This window comes from Pseudomonas sp. YuFO20 (assembly GCF_035064975.1).
GTDB lineage: Bacteria > Pseudomonadota > Gammaproteobacteria > Pseudomonadales > Pseudomonadaceae > Aquipseudomonas > Aquipseudomonas putida_AE.
The window spans coordinates 16831-37666 of sequence record NZ_JAXDEO010000057.1 but is presented as its reverse complement, the minus strand read 5'-3'; the positions used below and the strand labels follow the sequence as shown (position 1 = coordinate 37666).

Sequence of the window (20836 nt, the reverse complement as noted above, 5' to 3'; positions counted from 1 at the left end):
CTGCCGCGAATCCTTGCGCACGGCGTCGCCACCGCAGAAGAGGTCGAAATAGAAACCCTGCAAGCGCGGTTAGACGATGAGCGCACCCAATCTGAAGATATCTATATCGGAGACATGATCTTCGGCGCCTGGGCAAAAAAATCGCAGTGAGTGGGCAGCCGAGTGTGACCGATAGCCACCAGCCCTGGTCACTGCAATAGGCCAGGAAAGGTCGACCTACTGCGAGTTTCGATGTAGCTGTTTGTCCCGTTCACGCTCGGGCAGATAACGCTGGGAGTTCCAGACGAGTATGCGGCGAATGTGATCCGCGACATTTTGCCGGGCTTTACGGCGGCGTGGCCGAACGTGGTGCTCCGGGTGCTGACGGCGCCGAGCTATACGCTCAGCGACAGGGTACAGCGGGGCAAGTGCAGATGGCGTTGGTTTCACGCCCAAGAGAATCGCGGTCTGATGTGGAAGTCGCGACTCAAGCACAGGTGTTGGCGGTGACCACCCCGGTATGGGTGGCCGGAGCGGCGGCACCAGCGCCCGCTTTCCTTTCTAATGACTGGAAGCGCGGACCGCGGTAATTACAACTGGCAGCTATCGGCCCAAAGTGTGTAAAAACGCTTCGCCAAAATTGAAGTGCGCGCGTCTACGTTAAATCTTAAATTTATCGGCACGTCAGCAGATGTGGATGTCGCGTAGAAGCGCGATTTTCAATCCGGTTTTGAGTACCTGTCCCACTGAAAAACGTTTTTACACAGCCTCGGCCAGAAGCGGACGCTTCTGGCCGTTTGTACTGAATGAGCTTTAGACCACTTGGGACTATTCATTCACCAACTGGATTACCGTCTTGCCCTTGCCGCGACCTTCCGCGACCTGGCGAAACGCCTCGTTGACTTCTGGCAGCTCAAAGTGCTGTTGATCCACGCGGATCGTCAGTTGACCGGCATTGGCCAACGCGGCGGCCTCGCGCAGGATAGCGCCGTGGTGTTCGCGTCCTTTGCCGGTGAGCAACGGCGCCAGGGTGAATACACCCGAGTAGGTTGCACTTTTAAACGACAACGGCGCCAGGCTGTGTTGCCCCCAACCCAGGCAGCTCAGCACGTGCCCGGTATAAGGCTTAACGGCCTTGAATGACGCATCCAGCGTGCTGCCGCCTACAGTGTCGTAGACGATGTCGAAACCTTCACCAGCCGTATAATGCTCGACATAGTCCTCTACGCTTTGTGCCTGATAGTCGATGGCCGTAGCCCCCAGCGAGCGAATGAAGTCCAGACTCGCCGCCGAACCGGTGGCGTAGACGTCGGCACCGCGAGCCTTGGCCAGTTGCACAGCCACTTGGCCGACCCCACCTGCGCCGCCATGAATCAGCACACGCTGACCGGCACGGACATTGGCACGATCTACCAAACCTTCCCATGCGGTAATGAATACCAAAGGCAATGCAGCCGCCTCACGCATGTCGAGAGTGGTCGGCTTTGGCGCGATCAGCCGGGCATCCACGGCAATGTATTCGGCCATAGTACCCTGGGCACCGCCGATCCCGCCGGGCATACCGAAGACTTCCTGGCCCAGGGTGAAACCATCAACCGCCTCGCCCAGCTCGATGACCGTGCCGGCGAGATCCAGGCCGAGCACTGCGGGCAGCGCCTGGCGGGCGTGAGCCCCTGCGCCGGCGGCGATCTTGGTATCGAGAGGGTTGACTCCTGCCGCGTGAACCCTGACCAGCACCTGCCCCTTAGCGGGTACAGGGCGATCGATTTGGCGGACAGCCAGAGGGGCCTGAGCGGACTCGGCGATAGCGGCGAGCATGGACTGATTCATGATGGGGAACCTCTGATTAAGTGGACGCTTACAGATTGCCGCACGTTCATCATTCCGATAAGAAACTAAATTTGCATATAACTTATTCCACAAAGAGGTCTAATCGCCGATGGACTTGTTCGACAGCATGCACATCTTTGTACGCGTCGTGGAGCGCGGGTCGTTTTCTGCAGTTGCCCGCGAGCTGAACATGGGGCAGCCGGCAGTGAGCAAGCAGGTGCGCGCTCTCGAGCAGTATCTGGGCGGGCCATTGTTCGCCCGCAGCACCCGGTACCTGGCCCTGACCGACCAAGGGCAACGCTTCTACAGCCACTGCCAGGAAATCCTCGGCCACCTCGAAACCGCCACTCGCAGCTTTACCAGCGGTCAGGAGCAGATTGCCGGCCCTCTGCGAGTCGCTGCACCGGTCAGCTATGGGAGGTTGTGCATAGCACCGCTCATAGGGACTTTCCTGCAGCGCCATCCAGATGTCCGGATCGACCTGCGGCTGAGCGATCAAAACGAAGATCTGCTCAAGGAAAACATCGACCTGGCTATCCGGATTGGTGCGGTGAAGAGCGAGGGATTGGTGGCAATGCCACTGGGTACCAGCACACGGCGGGTCTATGCCGCACCCACCTATCTGGATCGACACGGCCTGCCACGCAAGCCCAATGAGCTGACAGGCCACAACTGCATCGGTTTCACATTGCTGGAGCATTACGACAGTTGGCATTTCACGCACATTGCGCAAGAGCTCGATGTAGCCATCAAAGGCAACGTCACCAGCAATAGCAGCGAGGCCATCCGTGAAATGGTTCTCTCCGGCTTGGGTATCTCCCTTTCTCCAGAATGGCTGTTCGCATCTGACGTCGAACAGGGCAGCGTTCGTACCGTGCTTGACGTTTATCAGACCACCGCACTGCCTGTCAGCGCTGTGCTCAGTCGTGAGCGGCGACGTTCAGCGCGGACGATGGCCTTCATCGATTTTCTCCGCGAGCACTTAATGTAAAACCGCCTCGTCATGCACCGTCCGCTATTGGTCGATTTTTGCCCGTCACCAGGATCAGAAAACGACCAAGGCAGACATCGTATGTCCCGCAAATCCGGAGCAACGTATGCGTCGGGGCATCACGTCTTGCGTGATTGAACCGGTTGTCACTTATGTAGAAGCACTGCTCGATTTCACTCCTGCGTAGTGTGGGCAGGCGCGCGAGGACACTCTTTTGCATGTGCGTATCGAACAGGTCGTCTATGCGCGCTTTACGTACACCGCTTTATAAACCAGCAAGTCGATGACTATTTGCTCAGCGCAGAGGGGCAGAAATACTCCGCCAAACTAATTGCGTGATAAAACTTTAGCCGATTCGCTCGGCCTACCAGTCCTCAGCGTTCAGTTGGAAGCGTTGCTCAGCTGCTGAAGCTCAAGTTGCCTGGCAGCACTGGCTTCGAGGGTTGCACGCTCTTCATCCAGATACCGATAAATGCTTTGGAGGTTGGCGATTTTCTGTTTGATTTCTGCCATCTTCTTTTCAATCAGCTTCGCGCCGTCAGCACAATCGATCAGCTTGTTCCGCTGCGCATCCAGAATCTCGCCTATTTCCCCCAGGGAAAACCCCATGCTTTGCGCGCGCTGGATAAAGTCCAGATCCTGCAGAGTCTGCACTGTGTAAACGCGATAGTTGTTGGTTTGCCGCAGCGGTGAGATCAGGCCGATTTGCTCGTAGTAACGCAGCGTATGGCGGCTGGCGCCGCTGCGGGCCTCGAGTTCGCCGATTTTCATGAAAACACCGCTTGACTGTAGAGTTGGGTCGATAGTTTACGCTTGATTTTTCACCTTCAACAAGGAGCAGGGAAATGAGCGTGGAGTGCTTTGTCACGGGGGGGACCGGCTTTATCGGTCAACATTTGGTGGCGTACCTGAGTGCCAAAGGTCACACCGTTCGGGTGTTGATGCGTCGCCCTGAGCGACTGGCCGCCCTGCGCGAGCAAGTCGACAATTTGGGAGGGTGCGCAACCCGGGTATTTGCCGTAGCTGGCGATCTGGAACGGGACAACCTCGGGCTGAGTCTTGCGGACCGAGAAGTGCTAAGGCACGCCAGAGTCATATTCCACCTGGGGGCCCACTTCGCATGGGGACTTTCAGTGGAGCATTCTCGTGCGGTGAATGTGGATGGGGCAAAGCGCGTGGCGCTGTTGGCGGCTGAGCAAAAGAGTCGATTAGTGATGATCGGCGGCTACATGCTGAAAAATCATGAGCATCTGCAACGCATCGGAATTGATCCTCGATATCCGCAGCTGACAAATTGGCCTGCGGTCTACCGACATGTCGGTGGTTACGAGGGGAGCAAGCTGGAGGCGCATTTTGCGACCCTGGAGGTCATGTCCGCCAAGGGCGGGGAGATTACCGTTGTCCACCCCGCGACAGTTTGTGGCCACAGCCGCACGGGGCATATCGTTGATGGTCAGCCGCTGGTGGAGCTGATACGCAACCTTGTGCAGGGAAAGCTGACTGCAGTGCCCGGTACCGCCAAGCACTGGCTGCCACTGGTCACCGTGGATTACCTGGTTGAGCTGGTGGCGGTTTGTGCTTTTGATCCTGCCATGGTGGGCCAGGAACTGCTGGCGCTTGATGAGCAAACGCCCAACTTGCGAGAACTCCTGGTGCAGGTGGCACAACCTTTGGGCTTAAAGTCTCCCAAGCATTACATTTCACTGCGCTTGCTGAAGTTGCTTCTGAGTATTCCTCCCGTCGCGCGGTTTTTGAATACAAAACCCGAAGCCCTGGACTTTATCCAGACCACTCGTTTTGATACAGCGGCGGTCGAGCAATTTTCCAACAGGCATGGAATAGCCAAACCGGATATACGTCAGTCTTTGCAGCACACTGCAACGTTCGTGAACTCATATTTCATAGCCAAGGGCCAGGCCCTCTGACTTCTCCCTTGGTGGCGACAGGACGGCGAGTAGCATCCTGCTGGGCTATCCAGCATAAGTACCCTCTCTTTTGAAGGTGGGAAAGCTTGGCAGCCGGGGGTTCTGAATGGAATTCATCGAGCTATTCGATTTTTATAAGCAGTAATTATCATTTTTTTTCGATAGGTTATCGAGGCAATAATCCATCCACGATTGAACTGAAAGGGTTAACGGGATGGCAAAAGCAGAGAGTTACACCAGTACCGCGAAGTGGCTGCATTGGGGGATGGCGTTGCTCTGGATCGGTGCCTGGTTCATTGGCATTCTGGCCACTCACTGGCGTGATGAGTTCAATGCGCATCATGAGCTGACATTCCTGCACAAAGCGATGGCGAGTACGCTGCTGTTTTTGATTGTCGTGCGTATCGCATGGAGGCTCACTCACCCCGTGCCGGCATTGCCCGCGGCGATGAGCCCGTTAATGAAGCGGGGGGCTTTCTTTGGTCACTTGATGCTTTACGCAATGGCGCTAATCGGCCTACCACTCTCTGGCTGGTATTGGAGCTCTGTGGCGGATAAACCCATCCTCGTGGCCGGGCTTTTTCAGTTACCGCCTATGGTCGGTCCTGACCAATCGCTTTATGACTTGGCAAAATCGATTCATACCTATGTTGCTTGGCTATGCGGAGCCTTGGTAGGAGGACACGCCCTCGTGGCGCTCACGCATCACTTCGTTGAAAAAGATGAGGTGTTGAAAAGCATGCTGCCTGGTCGTAATTCGTAAGCGAGTCCATGGAATAGAGTCACAGCGAATAGAGGCCAGATTTTTATCCCCTCTCATGCGACTGGTTCTGGCCGGTTGCTTCCTATCGCGAGAGCTGACGTTGTCGACAGGCATACATCGGCCAGAAGCAGACATTCGGCAGTCACTCTGCCGAGATGCTGGGGTGATGTACCAAGACATCGAGATCAGTAATTGAAGTCATGCCCCAACTCCTTCTGCATCCACTCCAGAAATCTTCTCACCCTAGGGAAGTTTGCATGGGCTCTCGGGAAAACCAGATGGTGTGCAGTGATTGACGCACTCAAATCCGGCGCTACCTCGACCAGCGCGCCACGCGCCAGATAGTCCTGCGCCAGCAGCGTGCTTTCCAAGGCAAACCCAAGCCCGTGGCTGGCTGCCTCCAGCGTCATGTAGGAGCGGTCAAAGCTGAGCGTGTAGGGTTTTTCCGGGCGTGACAGGCCATGTTGGGCAAACAGCTGCGGCCACTTGATCAGCGTGGCCTCCGAAAGGATCAGATTGCAGTCCAGTAAATCCGCGACGGCCCGGATGGGGCGTTTTTCCAGCAGCTTCGGGGACGCCAGCACGGCAATCTTTTCATTGCGTATCGTCCGTACTTCATAGCTGGGCCAGTTGGGCATGCCGTGGCGGATATCTACATCGATCTTGTCGCGGCTGAAATGCAGCGATTCGTAGGAGCACGAGAGATTGAGCTGGATATCGGGATGACTCTGGCGAAATTGCTCCAGTCTCGGCATCAGCCACAACAGGCCGAAACTGGGCGACGAGTGCAGTCGCAGGCAGTCGAGGCTGACATCGCTGGTGGCCCGTTCGGTGGCCACGGCGAGGCTGTGCAGGATGCCGGAAACCTCGGTGAGGTATTGCTCGCCCACCGGGGTCAAGGTCACGCCCCTGGCCGTTCTGAGAAACAGCTGCCGGCCGATCATGGCCTCGAGTTTGGCCAACTGGTGACTGACCGCCGAGGGCGTCAGGTCAAGCAGTTCGGCGGCGCGGGCGACGTTGCCGAAGCGTGCCGTCTGTTCAAAGGCCTGAATGGCTTTCAGGGGTGGAAGGATCGGGGGTGGATCGCCAGGTGAACTCATGATTATTGTTATTCCGCTGCAAGTGGCTTGGGCCGGGCGTCCAGCTATTCAAACATTGGCAGAGTTGGTTGGCGAGTGCTGAATTTTTTTCAGCATCGAGTGACATTCGCGTTATTGCTCAGGGTTTGTCTGGAGCACAAGCTGAGTCATCGGTTCTTCGGGGATCGACCCAATAAAAACAACCAGAGGTACTCTTCCATGCTTCTTCAAGGCAAAGTCGCGATCATCACCGGTGCAGCTTCCGCACGTGGCATCGGCCGCGCTACAGCGACCACCTTCGCGCAACAAGGTGCTCGTGTCGTGATCCTCGACCTGGACGAAGCCGCCGCACGCGATGCCGCTGCTTCCCTGGGCGAAGGCCATCTGGGCCTGGCCGCCAACGTCGCCGACGAATCCCAGGTGCAGCAGGCTGTCGCAGAAATCATCGAGCACTTCGGCCGCATCGACATCCTGGTCAACAACGCCGGCATCACCCAACCCCTCAAGACGCTCGACATCCGCCCTTGCGATTACGACAAGGTGCTGGACGTCAGCCTGCGCGGTACCTTGCTCATGTCCCAGGCAGTGATTCCACTGATGCGCCAGCAGTCTGGCGGCAGCATCGTGTGCATGTCGTCGGTTTCCGCTCAACGTGGCGGCGGCATTTTCGGTGGCCCTCACTACAGCGCCGCCAAGGCCGGCGTGCTGGGCCTGGCTAAAGCCATGGCTCGGGAACTGGGGCCGGACAAGGTGCGCGTCAACTCCATTGCCCCCGGCCTGATTCACACCGACATCACCGGCGGCCTGATGCAGGACGAACGCCGCCACGCGATCATCGACGGCATCCCCTTGGGTCGCCTGGGCGAGGCGCAGGATGTGGCCAATGCGGCGCTGTTCCTGGCCAGCGACCTATCCTCCTACCTGACCGGCATCACCCTGGATGTGAACGGCGGCATGCTGATTCACTGACAACACCTGACGGGCATCAAAGCCCGTGCGGTTCTGGATCGACGACGCAGCCGGGCTTGATCGCCTGGCGGTCAATAAAAACAAGAGATCAGACCATAATGACTACCCTGTCGCTCGAAGCGGTTTCGACCGTGCGCTCCAACGCCTACCGTAAAACCGCGTGGCGCCTGATGCCGTTCCTGATGCTGTGCTACCTGTGCGCCTACCTCGATCGCGTCAACGTCGGCTTCGCCAAACTGCAAATGATGAATGACCTGGCGCTCAGCGAAACGGTGTACGGGCTGGGCGCGGGCATGTTCTTCATCGGCTACTTCCTCTGCGAAGTGCCCAGCAACATCATCCTGCACAAGGTCGGGGCGCGGGTCTGGATCGCGCGCATCATGATCACCTGGGGCATCGTCTCTGCCCTGTTCGCCTTCGTCGAAACCGCCTGGCAATTCTATGCGTTGCGCTTTCTGCTGGGGATCGCAGAAGCCGGCCTGGCACCGGGCCTGCTGCTGTACCTGACCTACTGGTTCCCGTCCTACCGGCGTGCGCGCATGACCGTGTTGTGGTTCATCGCCATTCCGCTGTCGGGCATGGTCGGTGGCCCGATCTCCGGCTGGATCATGACTCACTTCGCCGGTATGCACGGCTGGGCCGGATGGCAATGGATGTTCGTGCTCGAAGCCGTGCCCACCGTGGTGGTTGGACTGCTGGTGTTGAGTTATCTGAAGGATGGCGTGCATCAAGCCAGCTGGCTCAACGACGACGAAAAAGCGCTGATCAGCCGCGAGCTGGCCGAGGATGACCAGAAAAAAGTCACGCACGCCTCTGTTGGCGAATTCATCCGCGACCGTCGCCTGTGGTTACTGGCAGCCATCTACTTCTGTGTCGTGATGGGACAGTACGCAATCACCTTTTGGTTGCCGACCCTGGTGCGTAATGCAGGCGTGTCCGACCCGATGAAAATCGGCCTGCTGACCAGCCTGCCCTACTTCTGCGCGATTGCCGCCATGCTGTATGCCGGACGCAGTGGCGACAAACACCGCGAACGCCGCTGGCACCTGATCGTGCCGATGATCGCCGGGGCCGTCGGCCTGAGCCTGGCAGCCCTGATGGGGGGCAATGTGATGCTCTCCATCCTGAGTCTTTGCCTGGCCGCTTCCGGAATCCTGTCCGCCACCTCGATGTTCTGGATGCTGCCCACCACGCTGCTCGGTGGTGTATCCGCTGCCGCCGGCATCGCAGCGGTGAACAGCTTCGCCAACCTCGCCGGTTTCTGTTCGCCCTACCTGATTGGCTGGATAACCACACTGACCGGTTCCAGCGCCATCGGCATGTATCTGATTACTGGCGTGCTGCTCGCCGGTGCCACCCTGGTGCTGCGCATTCCCGCCGCCTTGGTCAATCGTTGATTCACAGGAGTATTCACCATGACTGCCCATTCTTCATTCGTAACACCCAAGACCCTGGCGGAGCGCGCCCACAACATTCGTCGCCACGCGTTGCGCATGGGCCAGGTCCAGGGCCAAGGCTACGTCGGCCAGGCCCTCGGCGCTGCCGACCTGCTGGCGGTGTCCTACTTCCATGCCCTGAACCATCGGCCCGAAGACCCTGATTGGGAAGCCCGCGATCGCTTCTACCTGTCAATCGGTCACTACGCCATTGCGCTGTACGCGGCCTTGATCGAAGCCGAAATAATCCCGCTCGATGAGTTGGAAACCTACGGCGCAGACGACAGCCGCCTGCCTATGTCGGGCATGGCCGCCTACACGCCAGGCATGGAAATCACCGGTGGTTCGCTGGGTCAGGGCCTGGGCATCGCGGTGGGTGCCTGCCTGGGCCTCAAGCGCAAAGGCTCGCCTTCCTTCGTTTACAACTTGCTGTCCGACGGCGAACTGAATGAAGGCTCGACCTGGGAAGCCGTGATGTCGGCATCGCACTGGAAGCTCGACAACCTCATCGCCATCGTCGACGTCAACAACCAGCAAGCCGACGGCTACTCCAGTGAAATCCTGTCCTTCGAACCCATCGTCGATCGCTGGCAAGCGTTTGGCTGGTTCACCCAGCGCGTCGACGGCAATGACCTGGAGGCGCTGGTCACCGCGTTCGATGCCGCGCGCAATCATTCCGGCACTCAGCCGCGGGTGATCATCTGCGACACCAAAATGGGCAAAGGCGTGCCCTTCCTCGAAACCCGGGAAAAGACGCACTTCATCCGCGTGGAAGAACACGAATGGGATCTGGCACTGAACAATCTTGAAGAAGGAAAAAACCAATGAGCAATGCAGCCAACACTCCGACTTCGACTGCCGAACCGACCAGGAAACGCCTGACCACCTCGGCGATGATCGCCTCCATTGCCTCGGAAGGCCAGGCCACCAGATCGGCACCTTTCGGACATGCATTAGCCGCGCTGGCAGATCAGCGTCAGGACATCGTCGGCCTGTCCGCCGACCTGTCCAGGTACACCGACCTGCACATCTTCGCCAAGGCCCATCCCGACCGGTTCTATCAGATGGGCATGGCCGAGCAACTGCTGATGAGTGCGGCCGCCGGTATGGCCCGCGAAGGCTTCGTACCTTTCGCCACGACTTATGCGGTGTTCGCCTCACGCCGCGCCTACGACTTCATCTGCATGGCGATTGCCGAGGAAAACCTCAACGTCAAGATCGTCTGCGGCCTGCCCGGCCTCACCACCGGTTACGGCCCCAGCCATCAGGCCACGGACGACCTGGCCATCTTCCGCGCCATGCCCAACCTGATGATCGTCGACCCCTGCGATGCCCTGGAAATCGAGCAGGCCGTGCCCGCCATCGCCGCGCATCAGGGGCCGGTGTACATGCGTTTGCTGCGCGGCAACGTACCGCTGGTGCTGGACGAGTACGGCTACAAGTTCGAGATCGGCAAGGCAAAGACCCTGCGCACCGGCAACGATGTGCTGATCATCTCTACAGGCCTGATGACCATGCGCGCACTGGAAGCGGCCAAGGAACTGCAAGCGGACGGCATCGATGTCGCCGTGATGCACGTGCCGACGATCAAGCCATTGGATGAGCAAACCATTCTTGCCGAGGCAAGGAAGTCAGGTCGACTGGTGGTCACCGCAGAAAACAGTTCGATTATTGGGGGACTGGGCGAAGCCGTTGCCGGGGTGCTGCTGCGCAACGGAGTGACGCCCACCTTCAGGCAGATTGCCTTGCCCGACGCGTTCCTCGATGCCGGTGCTTTGCCAACGCTGCATGATCGTTATGGCATCTCCACTCAAGCCGTGTGCACGCAAATCAAAGCCTGGCTGTAACGGCGAGGACATCTGGCATCTGCCAGGGCATTACGCCCTGGCTTGCTCATGTTGTGTTGACGTCGCCACAGGCAGCAATCGGCCCCTGCAAATAATCGATTTTTTAAATAGAACCTCTTTGATAATCCCTGCCGATCGCACGGTCTGAATTTTAGTGAACCGAAACCGACACCCATTTCAGGATGTGGGCGATCCGCTAAATGACAGGGATGATTTGAAGGTGGAAACCATCATGTCGAACTATTCAGCCGACCAGATTATTGCCTGCCGCCGCGTAGCGATGGAGCAGAACCGAAAGCTGTTCGAGGAAGCGAACGCCATCAACCGGTCAGCGCTCGATCTCCTTGACCGCAGTGATTTCGACAGCGAAATGTTTCTTGTTTATTTGCAGCTGCAGGAAAAGGCAAAACACCTGTTTAGAGAGGCGCTGGAACATATCACTTTACTGGAGGAACAATTTCCCTCACCGCAGCTGCAAAACACCATCGATGGCAGCGCTCGAAAATCAGCGCTTTTGAATGAGGCCCGGCGAGAAGAATCGAGCGCTACCCTGGCTGTCTTCCAGTCGACATGACTCAGGGAATCTATCATGGCAGCAAATAATCGTTAACTTGCCTATGAAGGGTGCCGCTTGTCGTAGCCGTAAAACTTAAGCCGGCAATATAAAGGTCTAACTTTCACGGTGACGCAAGGTCATGAATCAACAGCGGGACGGCCATCATGAAAATAGCGCAAATTGCTCCGTTATATGAGTCCGTCCCACCCTCGCTGTACGGGGGTACCGAAAGGGTCGTTGCACACCTGACAGATGCCTTGGTAGAACTGGGACACGAAGTCACCTTGTTCGCCGCCAATGGGTCACACACGGCTGGCGTCCTGGTGACGAGTCGCGATCAAGCGTTGAGACTGGATCAAACGCCGCTGAAATCCGAACTTGCCTGTCATTTAAGCTTGCTTTCTGAAGTACAGCACCGAGCTGGCGAGTTCGATGTCTTGCATTTTCACGTTGACTTGCTGCACTTCCCTTTTTTTGAAGATATTGCGCACAAGGTATTGACCACCCTTCATGGCAGGCTGGATATGAAAGATCTTGAGGGTGCCTATTCGCGATGGCATCGCTATCCTCTTGTATCCATCTCCCGACATCAGCGTACGCCACTGCCAGATGCAAACTGGATCGACACGATCTATCACGGTTTGTCTCATACCAGCTTTAGCCTGCATCGAAGTTCAGGGGATTATCTGGCGTTTCTGGGGAGAATATCTCCTGAAAAACGCCCCGATCGTGCAATCAACATTGCCCTCGCTGCCGGGTTGCCGTTAAAGATCGCCGCCAAAGTCGATGCCGCTGATCGTGAATATTTCGAACAGCGCATATGTCCTTTGCTTACACTTCCCGGCATCGAATATATCGGAGAGATAGGAGATCATGAGAAATCCGACTTCCTGGGAAACGCCAGAGCCTTGTTATTTCCCATTGATTGGCCCGAACCATTCGGATTAGTCATGATAGAGGCAATGGCTTGCGGTACACCGGTTATCGCCTGGAATTGTGGTTCCGTCCCCGAAGTGGTTGAACATGGCGTCACCGGCTTCATAATCAATAGCGAACAAGAGGCTGTGGTCGCTACCCGTCAGGTACTTGAACTTGATCGACAGGCTATACGTGACGTTTTCGTCAATCGTTTTTCCGCCAAGGTAATGGCGCAGCGGTATGTCGACCTGTATCGAACACTGACCGCAGGTTGATACTCGCGATGCCTTCAGGCCAATCCCATGACAATCACATCCGGTTCACCTGAATCCCCGCAACAAGTCCCCCTCGTCAATGAGCCAGGCGCTCAAAACCTGTTTGTGCTGGTCGACCATAACACCTACCTGGTGGCCAACGCATTCGGTGACATCGAGCCTGGTGCCGTAGGGTTATTCCATCACGACACCCGACTCCTTTCCGTCTACCAGTTGAGTGTCGCTGGACAACGTCCATCCCTGCTGTCCGCGTCAGTCAGCCAGGACAACGTCTACTTCATCTCTCATTTAACCAATCATCCCCTGCCCCTGTTAGGCGAAGAAACCACGCCACAGGGCGTTATCCATATCGGACGCAAGCGTTTCCTTTGGGAGGAACGCATGTTCGAGTGCATCAGCCTGTTCAATTACAGTGATCAACCCAGTCTGTTGCCGATCAATTTGCGTTTCGCCGGCGACTTCCGGGATATGTTCGAGGTTCGCGGTCAAAGCCGGCCTTTGCGCGGCACACTCTCCGAGCCGCAGGTATCCAGACAAGGGGTCGTCGTGTGCTACGAGGGCCTGGACAAACAGCCGCGCAGCATGGCGATCAGCTTTTGCACCGAGCCAACGCACATCAACGGCGACAATGCCAGCTTTCAAATTGAAATAGGCCCGCATAAAAGCCATGAGCTTTATATTGAGGTCGGTTCAAGCATCATGCAGCCGGGGCGTCAGCGCTATCGATCCGCTGCCGCTCTGGCTTGCCGTGCAATGCGCAACAAAGAACAACGAGGCGCGCGCATCATAGCTTCAGGCCGCTTGTTCCAGGCCTGGCTCAATAAATCCCGTGCCGACCTGGCCTTACTGACGGCAGACCTTCCGACTGGCCCCTATCCGTATGCCGGCGTTCCCTGGTACTCCACGCCATTCGGACGTGACGCCATCATCACGGCCTATCAATCCCTGTGGCTTAACCCCTCACTGGCGCGCGGAGTACTCGCCTACCTGGCCGCGCATCAAGCCACCGAAACCTCGACATTCCGTGATGCCGAACCGGGAAAGATCATGCATGAGACGCGGCAGGGGGAAATGTCGAGACTCAACGAATTACCCTTTGCTCGCTATTACGGAGGCGTCGATACAACGCCCTTGTTCCTGATGTTGGCCGGCGCCTATGTACGACGCACCGAAGATCTGGCGCTCATCGAGGTGCTATGGCCGGCACTTGAACTGGCAACGTCATGGATGGAAAACAATGCATCAAGGAATGCCGAAGGTTTTATCACTTACCAGCGAGGGGAACTCACCGGTTTGGCCAATCAGGGCTGGAAAGACAGCCACGATTCCATTTTCCACCAGGATGGTCGCTCGCCTGAAGGGCCTATCGCGTTGGTGGAAGTGCAGGGCTACGCTTGGCGCGCTTATTTGAGCATGAGCACATTGGCCAGGCGCCGAGGCGATAACCAGGCAGCGGAACACTGGCAAACCTGTGCAAACGAATTACGTGAGGCGGTTGAACGCTGCTTCTGGATGAAGGATCGGCAATTTTATGCACTCGCCCTTGACGGAAACGGCGAGCGTTGCGAAGTGAGGGCCTCAAACGTGGGTCATCTGCTGTTTACCGGCTTACCTTCGGCTGAGCGAGGCAAGACCGTTGCACAGCAACTTCTCACTAACGCCTTCTACAATGGCTGGGGCGTCAGGACGCTGGAAACGGGGGCCGTCCGCTTCAACCCCATGTCTTATCACAATGGATCGGTCTGGCCTCACGATGTCGCCCTGTGTGCAGCAGGTATCAGTCGATACGGCGAACACACTGGCGCTGTCCGATTGCTGAGCGGAATGTTCGAAGCGGCTGCCTTCTTCGGCATGCGATTACCGGAGCTGTTTTGCGGATTCAAGCGCGCCCCCGGCGAGACACCCGTCGCTTACCCGGTGGCCTGTTTACCTCAGGCCTGGGCAGCTGGCTCAGTGTTCATGCTCCTGCACGCCTGCCTGGGGATTACCATTGATGCAGCAGCTCGCCGTGTGGTCATTCGACACCCCCATCTTCCCATTGGCATCGATCGCCTGGAAGTGCGCAAGCTGAGATTCAATGAGCACTGCGTCGACCTTTGTTTCCAGAGAATCGGTGACGGCGTGGCTGCGTATATCGAACGGCAGCAAGGGCCGGATTTGATTCGCCTGGATGTCAAACTCTAAAACGCCACACCACTTCGATCCGCCTTGCAGAGCCCAGCGCGATGCAGGGCGACAGTGGCCTGTGTTCGTTTCGCATTTAAAACAAATTCCTCATTTACCCACCCTCAGCGTTACCTGAAAAAGCACCACCTCCTCGCAAATCCCCGAGCCTCGCACGATCGATGTGCAATTTCGTGCCATACAAGAAACCACGTTTCATATATGAAACGTCGATAATTTTCAAATTAATAGCTAACTCATTAATTTAAAACGCTTTTTAAACAAAATAAGGACCTTGCCAATCTCTGGCATTGTTCATGCACTAAACGCCGTATCACCTATAAAACAGACCAGAGACCCTTCCCAATGGCTGTGAAAGAGATGTACGCCGTCGCCCCGCAATGGAACAAACCCGCTTCCAAGGAAGATCTGGAGCCCACCGAGATTGAATTCCGCAATGTCGGCAAATGTTTCCCGGCCAAGGGAAAACCCGAAGCGCCGTTCGCCATTCGCGGGGTCAATTTCAAGATCCGCCGTGGTGAAGTGGTGTCGATCATCGGCCCTTCCGGTTGCGGCAAGAGCACCATCCTCAATATGGGTTCCGGCCTCTACCGCCCTTCCGAAGGCGAAGTGTTCGTCGGCGGTGAAGCGGTCACCGGCCCGGTCCGCCAGGTCGCCTTCATGCTGCAAAAAGACCTGTTGATGCCGTGGCGCAGCATTCGCCGCAACGTCGAACTGGGCCTGGAAATTCAAGGTGTGGCGGCCGCCAAGCGTCAGGCCGTGGCTGAAGATCTGCTCGATCGTTGCCACCTGCAAGGCTTTGCCGACCACTACCCGTTCCAGCTGTCGGGCGGCATGCGCCAGCGCGCTGCCCTGGCCCGCACCCTGGCCGTCGACCCGCAGGTGCTGTTCCTTGACGAGCCGTTCTCGGCGCTGGATGCGCAGACCAAGATGATCCTGCAACAGGACATGGCGCGGATGCTGTTCGATGAAAAGAAAACCGCGCTGTTCATTACCCATGACCTGATCGAAGGCATCGCCATGTCTGACCGGCTGCTGGTCATGAGCGCCCGCCCCGGCACCATCATCGAAGAAATCACCATCGACCTGCCGTTTCGCGACAACCCGCTGGAGCGCCGCAAGCTGCCGGAGATCGGCCCGCTGGTGGGTCGCCTGATGGAGTTGCTGCAAGTCAGCGAACACACCGAACTGCATTGATCACGCCTGTAGGCACGCAACCGATTAGGAGTACGCATGTTCAAGTCTCTGTTTCAACGCTTCAGCCAGGTCACCGCCATCACGCTCGGCCTGGGCATGGCCTTCGCCGCCCAGGCGCAGTCGACCGACGTGACTTACCTGTTGCCGGCGCCACCGAACCTGCCGGCCTTCGCTCCGTGGATCATCGCGCAGCAGAAGGGTTACTACGCCGCCCAGAACCTGAACATGAAGTTCATCGCCGCCAAGGGTGGCGTGGACGTGGCAAAACAGATCGGCGCCGGTAACGCCATGCTCGGCGGTGCCCTGGGTGATACCCCGATCGTGGTGCGGGCCAACGGGATTCCGGTGCGCGCGGTCGCGGTGCTGGGTGCCGGCGGCGTGACCATGATCGCCACCAATGCCGAGCAAAACATCAACTCCATCAGCGACCTCAAGGGCAAGACCATGACGGTGATGTCCTACTCGGACACCACCTACTACGCCCTGCTCGCCTCCCTGCGCAAAGCTGGCCTGAGCAAGAACGATGTGAACATCCAGGCCGCCGGCCCGGCCGGTGTCTGGCAATTGTTCTCGGCCAACAAAGCCGAGGCGATGGCCGGTGTGCCGGACTGGGTGGTCAACGCCGAAGAAGCCGGGTTGAAGATCAAGCTGATACCGCAGTCGCAGATTTTCGAAAGCATGGCCCAGTCGATCCTCGCCTCCGACGACGCGATCAAGAATCACCCGGATATCGTTCGCGGCGCGGTCCAGGCAACCCTGCAGGGCATGCGCGACATCATTGCCGACCCACGGGCTGCCGCCGTGACCTTTGCCAAGGCAGTACCCGCCTATGCCGGCAAGGAAGACTCGCTGGAGAAGATCTTCAAGCTCTACGTCGAGCATGTCTACGCCAACCAGACCGTATTGGGTCGAATCGATCCGGCGCGACTCGAAGCGGTCCGCCAGTTCTATGTCAGCGAAGGCATCGTCACCCAGGAGCCCAAGCTCGACGACCTGTACACCAACCAGTTCATCGACACCCAAACAGCCGCGCAATGACGGCCAGTGACAACAAGGTAACGACACGATGAAAAACCTCAGTAATTCCATGCTCGGCAGCGTCGCCCTGCTGATCCTGTTCCTGGTGCTCTGGCAGTGGGGCCCGGGATTGCTCGGCATGCCCGAATTCGTCATGCCGCAGCTGAGCCGCGTGGCCCAGGAAGGCCTGGTGATGTGGCACAGCGGCGGCCTTTGGCAACACACCCTGATCACCGCCTTCGAAATCATCGTCGGTTTTGGCCTGGGTGCCCTGCTCGGTGTGGTGATCGGCGTGTCGCTGGGCCTCTCGCCCGCCGCCGAGGCCATGCTGTCGCCGTACATCCTGGCGCTGCAGATCGCCCCGAAAGTCGCCTTCGCCCCGCTGTTCGTCATGTGGCTGGGCTACACCATCTACCCGAAGATCCTGATCGCCATCCTGATCGTGTTCTTCCCGGTGATGATCAACGTGCTGTCGGCGATCCGCACCGTGGACCCGGACATGATCAACCTGGTGCGGACCATGAACGCCAGCCGCTGGCAGATCTTCCGCCTGGTGGAGTTCCCCTCGGCCATGGCCGCGCTGTTCTCCGGCCTGCGCATTGCTTCGACCCTGGCCGTCATCGGCGTCACCGTCGGTGAACTGGTCGGCGGTAACCAGGGCCTGGGCTTCCTGCTGGTCGATGCCGAAGGCCAAGGCAATACCGCGGGCGTGTTCGTCGCCATCGTCATGCTCACGCTGATCGGTGTGCTCGCCTACGGCGCGGTGGTCTGGAGCGAAAAACGCGTCCTGCACTACATGCCCAAAGCCATGTTGAGTACCCAATGATGACCACCTTCAATCGCTTGCTCGAAGGCCGTCGCGTACTGGTCACCGGTGGCGCCCGCGGACTGGGTTACGCCTTTGCCCAGGCCATCGGCCGCGCCGGTGCCCAGGTGGTGATCGCCGACATCCTCGCCGAACGCGTGCAGCAATCGGCCGCCGAACTGGTCGCCGAAGGCCTGGACGTGCATGGCGTCACGGTCGACCTGGCGCAGCCGGATTCGATCGACGCCTGCATCGCCGAAACTACCCGTTTGCTCGGAGGGTTGGACGGACTGGTGAACAACGCCTCGATCACCAATTCCGGTGGCAAGACCTGCGAAGAGCTGACCCTGGACACCTGGGACCAGGTGATGCAAGTCAACGTGCGCGGCACCTGGTTGATGACCAAGGCGTGCCTGCCGGCCCTGCGCGCCAGCGGCCAGGGCGCCATCGTCAACCTGGCGTCCGACACCCCGCTGTGGGGCGCGCCGAACCTGCTGGCGTATGTCGCGAGCAAGGGCGCAATCATCGCCATGACCCGCAGCCTGGCCCGTGAACTGGGGACCGACAACATCACGGTCAACGCCATCGCGCCCGGCCTGGTGCTGGTCGAAGCCACGGCCTATGTGCCCGAGGCGCGCCACCGTTTGTACAACGATCAACGGGCGATTCAACGCCCACAACTTCCCGAGGACGTCAGCGGCGCCGTGCTGTTCGCGCTGTCCGACCTCGCCCGCTTCATCACTGGACAAACCCTGCCGGTCAACGGCGGGTTCGTCATGCCTTGACTTGATCTGGAGACAGCCATGACCGATTTATCAGCACAGCAACAAACCCCGAAAAGCTGGGAACAACCCGCCGGCAGTGATCTGGAAAGCTGGATGAACACCCGCATCGCCCGTTATGAGACCCGCAAGTACGACTGGAACGCCCTGAAATTCCAGGCCGACTACGACCCGAAATTCCGCCGCGCACAAATGCGCTACATCGGCACCGGTGGCACCGGCGTGACCTCGGACATGAATACCATCCCGTCGGAGAACTTCACGTTTTCGACCATGGTGATTCCGGCCGGTCACGAAGGCCCGCCGCACCTGCACACCGACGTCGAAGAGGTGTTCTTCGTGCTGCGCGGCAAACTCAAGGTGGTGATCGAGAAGGACGGCGAGCGGTTCGAAACCATCCTCACCGACCGCGACGTGATTTCCGTGCCGCCCGGCGTGTACCGCGAAGAGATCAACATCGGCGATGAAGACGCGTTGATGTGCGTGATGCTCGGCGCGAAAAAACCGCTGACCCCGACCTACCCGCCAGAACACCCCCTGGCCTCGATCAAGCGCGGATAAGCCCATGTCGCACGCCATCGATCATCACGCTCCGTCGCTCACCGCCGATCTCCAGGCGCAGCTGGCCCTGCACTTCCCGCAGCGCCTGCTTGAGCTCGCCGGTGCTCGCCAGGCCTTTCGCGAATGCGGAAGCGGGCCGGCCATTGTGTTGTTGCACGGGATCGGCTCGGGCTCGGCGTCGTGGTTGGCGGTGGCGCAGGAACTGGGCCGCAACGCCCGGGTGATTGCCTGGGACGCGCCGGGCTACGGCGATTCGACGCCGCTGCGAGCCCTGGCTCCGGATGCATCGGATTATGCCGAACGGCTGCTGCAGATGCTCGACGCCCTGGGCATCCAGCGCTGCGTGCTGGTGGGTCATTCACTCGGGGCGATTACCGCCGTCGCTTTCGCCAGCGGCGTGCAGCAACAACGCATCAGCCGCCTGGTGTTGATCAGCCCGGCCCAGGGCTACGGGCATCCAGCGCGCGCCGTGCAGCGCCAGCAAGTGCGCGACAAACGCCTGCAGGCCCTGGAACAGCTGGGCATTCAACAGATGGCCGAGCAACGCAGTGCCTACATGCTCTCCCCGGCGGCCAGCCCACAGGCACAGGCCTGGGTGCAGTGGAACATGGCGCGACTCAATCCCGAGGGTTATCGCCAGGCCATCGAACTGCTATGCGGTGACGACCTGCTGCGCCATGCACCGCTGACCATGCCTTGCGAAGTGCATTGCGGCGACGCCGACGGCATCACCGTTCCCGAAAGCTGCCAGACCCTGGCCAAGGCCCTGGGCGGCACTTTCGAGCTTATCAACGATGCCGGACACGCCAGTCCCATCGAACAACCTAGTGTGGTGGCGGGCCGCCTGGCCTGCGCCATCGAAGAATCCCTGACAGGTGCATCGCTATGAACGATTCAGATCTGCTGAAGGACGCTCAGGACAAATACATCGTGCCGGGCCTGGAGCGCGGCCTGCTGCTGCTGTGCGAATTCAGCCGGCGCAACCGCACGCTGACCGCGCCGGAACTGGCCCGGCGTCTGTCGCTGCCGCGCTCGACCATCTTTCGCCTGCTGACGACGCTGGAAACCATGGGCTTCGTCACCCGCAGCGGCAACGAATACCGCCTCGGCATGTCGGTGCTGCGCCTGGGCTTCGAATACCTTGCCTCACTGGAACTGACCGAGCTCGGCCAGCCGCTGCTGGCCCGCCTGTGCGACCGCCTCAACTACCCGAGCAACCTGGTGGTGCGCGACGGCCGCTCGATCGTCTACGTGGCCAAAGTCTCGCCGCCGTCAGTGTTCTCCAGCGCGGTGAACGTCGGCACGCGACTGCCCGCCCACGCCACCGTGCTCGGGCGCATCCTGCTCGAAGACCTGTCGCTGGCCGAGTTGCGCGAACTCTACCCGGAAGATCATCTGGAACAGTTTTCGCCGTGCACGCCAAAGACCGTGATGGAGCTGTTCGACATGGTCCAGGCCGACCGCCAACGCGGATTTGTCAGCGGCGAAGGCTTCTTCGAGTCGGCGATTTCCTCGGTGGCCGCGCCGGTGCGCGATCAATCCGGGCAGATCGTCGCGGCGCTGGGCGTGACCATTCCGACTACGCAGATCGCCCACGTCAACTTTAACGAATTGCTCCTGCAGGTACGGCGCAGCGCCGACGAACTGTCGCGGTTGCTCGATTACAACAGCGCGACCGGCCACGACGGCCACAACCGCGTAACGGCCCTGATGAGGGATTGA

Annotated in this window: 20 protein-coding genes and 1 pseudogene; 18 read left to right on the top strand and 3 right to left on the bottom strand. The window is 58.8% G+C overall.

All coding sequences use genetic code 11. The features are described from left to right. Positions 1 to 258: 258 nt before the first annotated feature. Positions 259 to 515: pseudogene (locus SOP85_RS25580) on the top strand (LysR substrate-binding domain-containing protein); the annotation flags it as partial. Between the two features lie 292 nt (positions 516 to 807). On the opposite strand, the gene SOP85_RS25575 reads toward SOP85_RS25580, so the two are convergent. After that, positions 808 to 1809, bottom strand: a complete 1002-nt coding sequence (locus tag SOP85_RS25575) for a zinc-dependent alcohol dehydrogenase family protein (protein ID WP_323628646.1) — start codon at positions 1807 to 1809, stop codon at positions 808 to 810. Between the two features lie 109 nt (positions 1810 to 1918). On the opposite strand from SOP85_RS25575, the gene SOP85_RS25570 reads away from it, so the two are divergent. Further along, on the top strand, positions 1919 to 2800 hold the full coding sequence (locus SOP85_RS25570; RefSeq protein ID WP_323628645.1) for a LysR family transcriptional regulator: 882 nt from the start codon (positions 1919 to 1921) through the stop codon (positions 2798 to 2800). A 381-nt stretch (positions 2801 to 3181) separates the two neighbouring features. Here the strand turns inward: SOP85_RS25570 and SOP85_RS25565 are convergent, their stop codons facing one another. Further along, positions 3182 to 3571, bottom strand: a complete 390-nt coding sequence (locus SOP85_RS25565; protein WP_323607716.1) for a MerR family transcriptional regulator — start codon at positions 3569 to 3571, stop codon at positions 3182 to 3184. 74 nt (positions 3572 to 3645) lie between these two features. Between SOP85_RS25565 and SOP85_RS25560 the strand changes: the two genes are divergently transcribed. Together SOP85_RS25560 and SOP85_RS25555 are read left to right on the top strand one after the other, a co-directional pair. After that, entirely contained in the window at positions 3646 to 4725 is a 1080-nt protein-coding gene (locus tag SOP85_RS25560; RefSeq protein WP_274076439.1) for an SDR family oxidoreductase, read from the top strand. Positions 4726 to 4939: 214 nt separating this feature from the next. Continuing rightward, on the top strand, positions 4940 to 5488 hold the full coding sequence (locus SOP85_RS25555) for a cytochrome b (RefSeq protein ID WP_323628643.1): 549 nt from the start codon (positions 4940 to 4942) through the stop codon (positions 5486 to 5488). Positions 5489 to 5673: 185 nt separating this feature from the next. Here the strand turns inward: SOP85_RS25555 and SOP85_RS25550 are convergent, their stop codons facing one another. Further along, positions 5674 to 6588: a LysR substrate-binding domain-containing protein gene (locus SOP85_RS25550; protein WP_323628641.1), complete on the bottom strand. Its 915-nt coding sequence runs from the start codon at positions 6586 to 6588 to the stop codon at positions 5674 to 5676. 198 nt (positions 6589 to 6786) lie between these two features. Here SOP85_RS25550 and SOP85_RS25545 point away from each other — a divergent pair, with 198 nt between their 5' ends. From SOP85_RS25545 to SOP85_RS25480, 14 genes are all read left to right on the top strand, one after another. Continuing rightward, positions 6787 to 7536, top strand: coding sequence for an SDR family NAD(P)-dependent oxidoreductase (locus tag SOP85_RS25545; RefSeq protein ID WP_323628640.1), 750 nt, complete (start codon positions 6787 to 6789; stop codon positions 7534 to 7536). 98 nt (positions 7537 to 7634) lie between these two features. Continuing rightward, positions 7635 to 8933, top strand: a complete 1299-nt coding sequence (locus tag SOP85_RS25540) for an MFS transporter (RefSeq protein WP_274076435.1) — start codon at positions 7635 to 7637, stop codon at positions 8931 to 8933. Positions 8934 to 8951: 18 nt separating this feature from the next. Further along, on the top strand, positions 8952 to 9800 hold the full coding sequence (locus tag SOP85_RS25535) for a transketolase (RefSeq protein ID WP_323628637.1): 849 nt from the start codon (positions 8952 to 8954) through the stop codon (positions 9798 to 9800). Continuing rightward, entirely contained in the window at positions 9797 to 10819 is a 1023-nt protein-coding gene (locus tag SOP85_RS25530) for a transketolase family protein (RefSeq protein WP_274076433.1), read from the top strand. Before SOP85_RS25535 ends, SOP85_RS25530 begins: the two co-directional genes overlap by 4 nt. A gap of 232 nt (positions 10820 to 11051) precedes the next feature. Then, complete coding sequence (locus SOP85_RS25525) at positions 11052 to 11393, top strand: hypothetical protein (RefSeq protein WP_323628636.1); 342 nt, start codon at positions 11052 to 11054, stop codon at positions 11391 to 11393. 146 nt (positions 11394 to 11539) lie between these two features. Then, on the top strand, positions 11540 to 12568 hold the full coding sequence (locus SOP85_RS25520) for a glycosyltransferase family 4 protein (RefSeq protein WP_323628634.1): 1029 nt from the start codon (positions 11540 to 11542) through the stop codon (positions 12566 to 12568). Positions 12569 to 12595: 27 nt separating this feature from the next. Beyond that, complete coding sequence (locus SOP85_RS25515; RefSeq protein WP_323628632.1) at positions 12596 to 14752, top strand: amylo-alpha-1,6-glucosidase; 2157 nt, start codon at positions 12596 to 12598, stop codon at positions 14750 to 14752. Positions 14753 to 15112: 360 nt separating this feature from the next. Beyond that, on the top strand, positions 15113 to 15949 hold the full coding sequence (locus SOP85_RS25510) for an ABC transporter ATP-binding protein (RefSeq protein ID WP_323628647.1): 837 nt from the start codon (positions 15113 to 15115) through the stop codon (positions 15947 to 15949). Positions 15950 to 15985: 36 nt separating this feature from the next. Beyond that, positions 15986 to 16987 (top strand): ABC transporter substrate-binding protein, encoded by a 1002-nt coding sequence (locus tag SOP85_RS25505; RefSeq protein ID WP_274076429.1) that lies wholly within the window; start codon positions 15986 to 15988, stop codon positions 16985 to 16987. A 28-nt stretch (positions 16988 to 17015) separates the two neighbouring features. Then, positions 17016 to 17792, top strand: a complete 777-nt coding sequence (locus SOP85_RS25500) for an ABC transporter permease (RefSeq protein ID WP_274076428.1) — start codon at positions 17016 to 17018, stop codon at positions 17790 to 17792. Further along, a complete protein-coding gene (locus SOP85_RS25495; RefSeq protein ID WP_274076427.1) occupies positions 17789 to 18556 on the top strand; it encodes an SDR family oxidoreductase in 768 nt (255 codons plus the stop codon). Before SOP85_RS25500 ends, SOP85_RS25495 begins: the two co-directional genes overlap by 4 nt. 18 nt (positions 18557 to 18574) lie before the next feature. Beyond that, a complete protein-coding gene (locus tag SOP85_RS25490) occupies positions 18575 to 19114 on the top strand; it encodes a cupin domain-containing protein (RefSeq protein WP_274076426.1) in 540 nt (179 codons plus the stop codon). 4 nt (positions 19115 to 19118) lie between these two features. Beyond that, positions 19119 to 20003, top strand: a complete 885-nt coding sequence (locus SOP85_RS25485; RefSeq protein WP_323628631.1) for an alpha/beta fold hydrolase — start codon at positions 19119 to 19121, stop codon at positions 20001 to 20003. Further along, entirely contained in the window at positions 20000 to 20836 is an 837-nt protein-coding gene (locus SOP85_RS25480; RefSeq protein WP_008054905.1) for an IclR family transcriptional regulator, read from the top strand. Before SOP85_RS25485 ends, SOP85_RS25480 begins: the two co-directional genes overlap by 4 nt.

Bases quoted from the DNA above. Each gene is read 5' to 3' on its own strand.
- SOP85_RS25575 (WP_323628646.1), bottom strand. From the start codon at position 1,809: ATGAATCAGTCCATGCTCGCCGCTATCGCCGAGTCCGCTCAGGCCCCT.
- SOP85_RS25570 (WP_323628645.1), top strand. From the start codon at position 1,919: ATGGACTTGTTCGACAGCATGCACATCTTTGTACGCGTCGTGGAGCGC.
- SOP85_RS25565 (WP_323607716.1), bottom strand. From the start codon at position 3,571: ATGAAAATCGGCGAACTCGAGGCCCGCAGCGGCGCCAGCCGCCATACG.
- SOP85_RS25560 (WP_274076439.1), top strand. From the start codon at position 3,646: ATGAGCGTGGAGTGCTTTGTCACGGGGGGGACCGGCTTTATCGGTCAA.
- SOP85_RS25555 (WP_323628643.1), top strand. From the start codon at position 4,940: ATGGCAAAAGCAGAGAGTTACACCAGTACCGCGAAGTGGCTGCATTGG.
- SOP85_RS25550 (WP_323628641.1), bottom strand. From the start codon at position 6,588: ATGAGTTCACCTGGCGATCCACCCCCGATCCTTCCACCCCTGAAAGCC.
- SOP85_RS25545 (WP_323628640.1), top strand. From the start codon at position 6,787: ATGCTTCTTCAAGGCAAAGTCGCGATCATCACCGGTGCAGCTTCCGCA.
- SOP85_RS25540 (WP_274076435.1), top strand. From the start codon at position 7,635: ATGACTACCCTGTCGCTCGAAGCGGTTTCGACCGTGCGCTCCAACGCC.
- SOP85_RS25535 (WP_323628637.1), top strand. From the start codon at position 8,952: ATGACTGCCCATTCTTCATTCGTAACACCCAAGACCCTGGCGGAGCGC.
- SOP85_RS25530 (WP_274076433.1), top strand. From the start codon at position 9,797: ATGAGCAATGCAGCCAACACTCCGACTTCGACTGCCGAACCGACCAGG.
- SOP85_RS25525 (WP_323628636.1), top strand. From the start codon at position 11,052: ATGTCGAACTATTCAGCCGACCAGATTATTGCCTGCCGCCGCGTAGCG.
- SOP85_RS25520 (WP_323628634.1), top strand. From the start codon at position 11,540: ATGAAAATAGCGCAAATTGCTCCGTTATATGAGTCCGTCCCACCCTCG.
- SOP85_RS25515 (WP_323628632.1), top strand. From the start codon at position 12,596: ATGACAATCACATCCGGTTCACCTGAATCCCCGCAACAAGTCCCCCTC.
- SOP85_RS25510 (WP_323628647.1), top strand. From the start codon at position 15,113: ATGTACGCCGTCGCCCCGCAATGGAACAAACCCGCTTCCAAGGAAGAT.
- SOP85_RS25505 (WP_274076429.1), top strand. From the start codon at position 15,986: ATGTTCAAGTCTCTGTTTCAACGCTTCAGCCAGGTCACCGCCATCACG.
- SOP85_RS25500 (WP_274076428.1), top strand. From the start codon at position 17,016: ATGAAAAACCTCAGTAATTCCATGCTCGGCAGCGTCGCCCTGCTGATC.
- SOP85_RS25495 (WP_274076427.1), top strand. From the start codon at position 17,789: ATGATGACCACCTTCAATCGCTTGCTCGAAGGCCGTCGCGTACTGGTC.
- SOP85_RS25490 (WP_274076426.1), top strand. From the start codon at position 18,575: ATGACCGATTTATCAGCACAGCAACAAACCCCGAAAAGCTGGGAACAA.
- SOP85_RS25485 (WP_323628631.1), top strand. From the start codon at position 19,119: ATGTCGCACGCCATCGATCATCACGCTCCGTCGCTCACCGCCGATCTC.
- SOP85_RS25480 (WP_008054905.1), top strand. From the start codon at position 20,000: ATGAACGATTCAGATCTGCTGAAGGACGCTCAGGACAAATACATCGTG.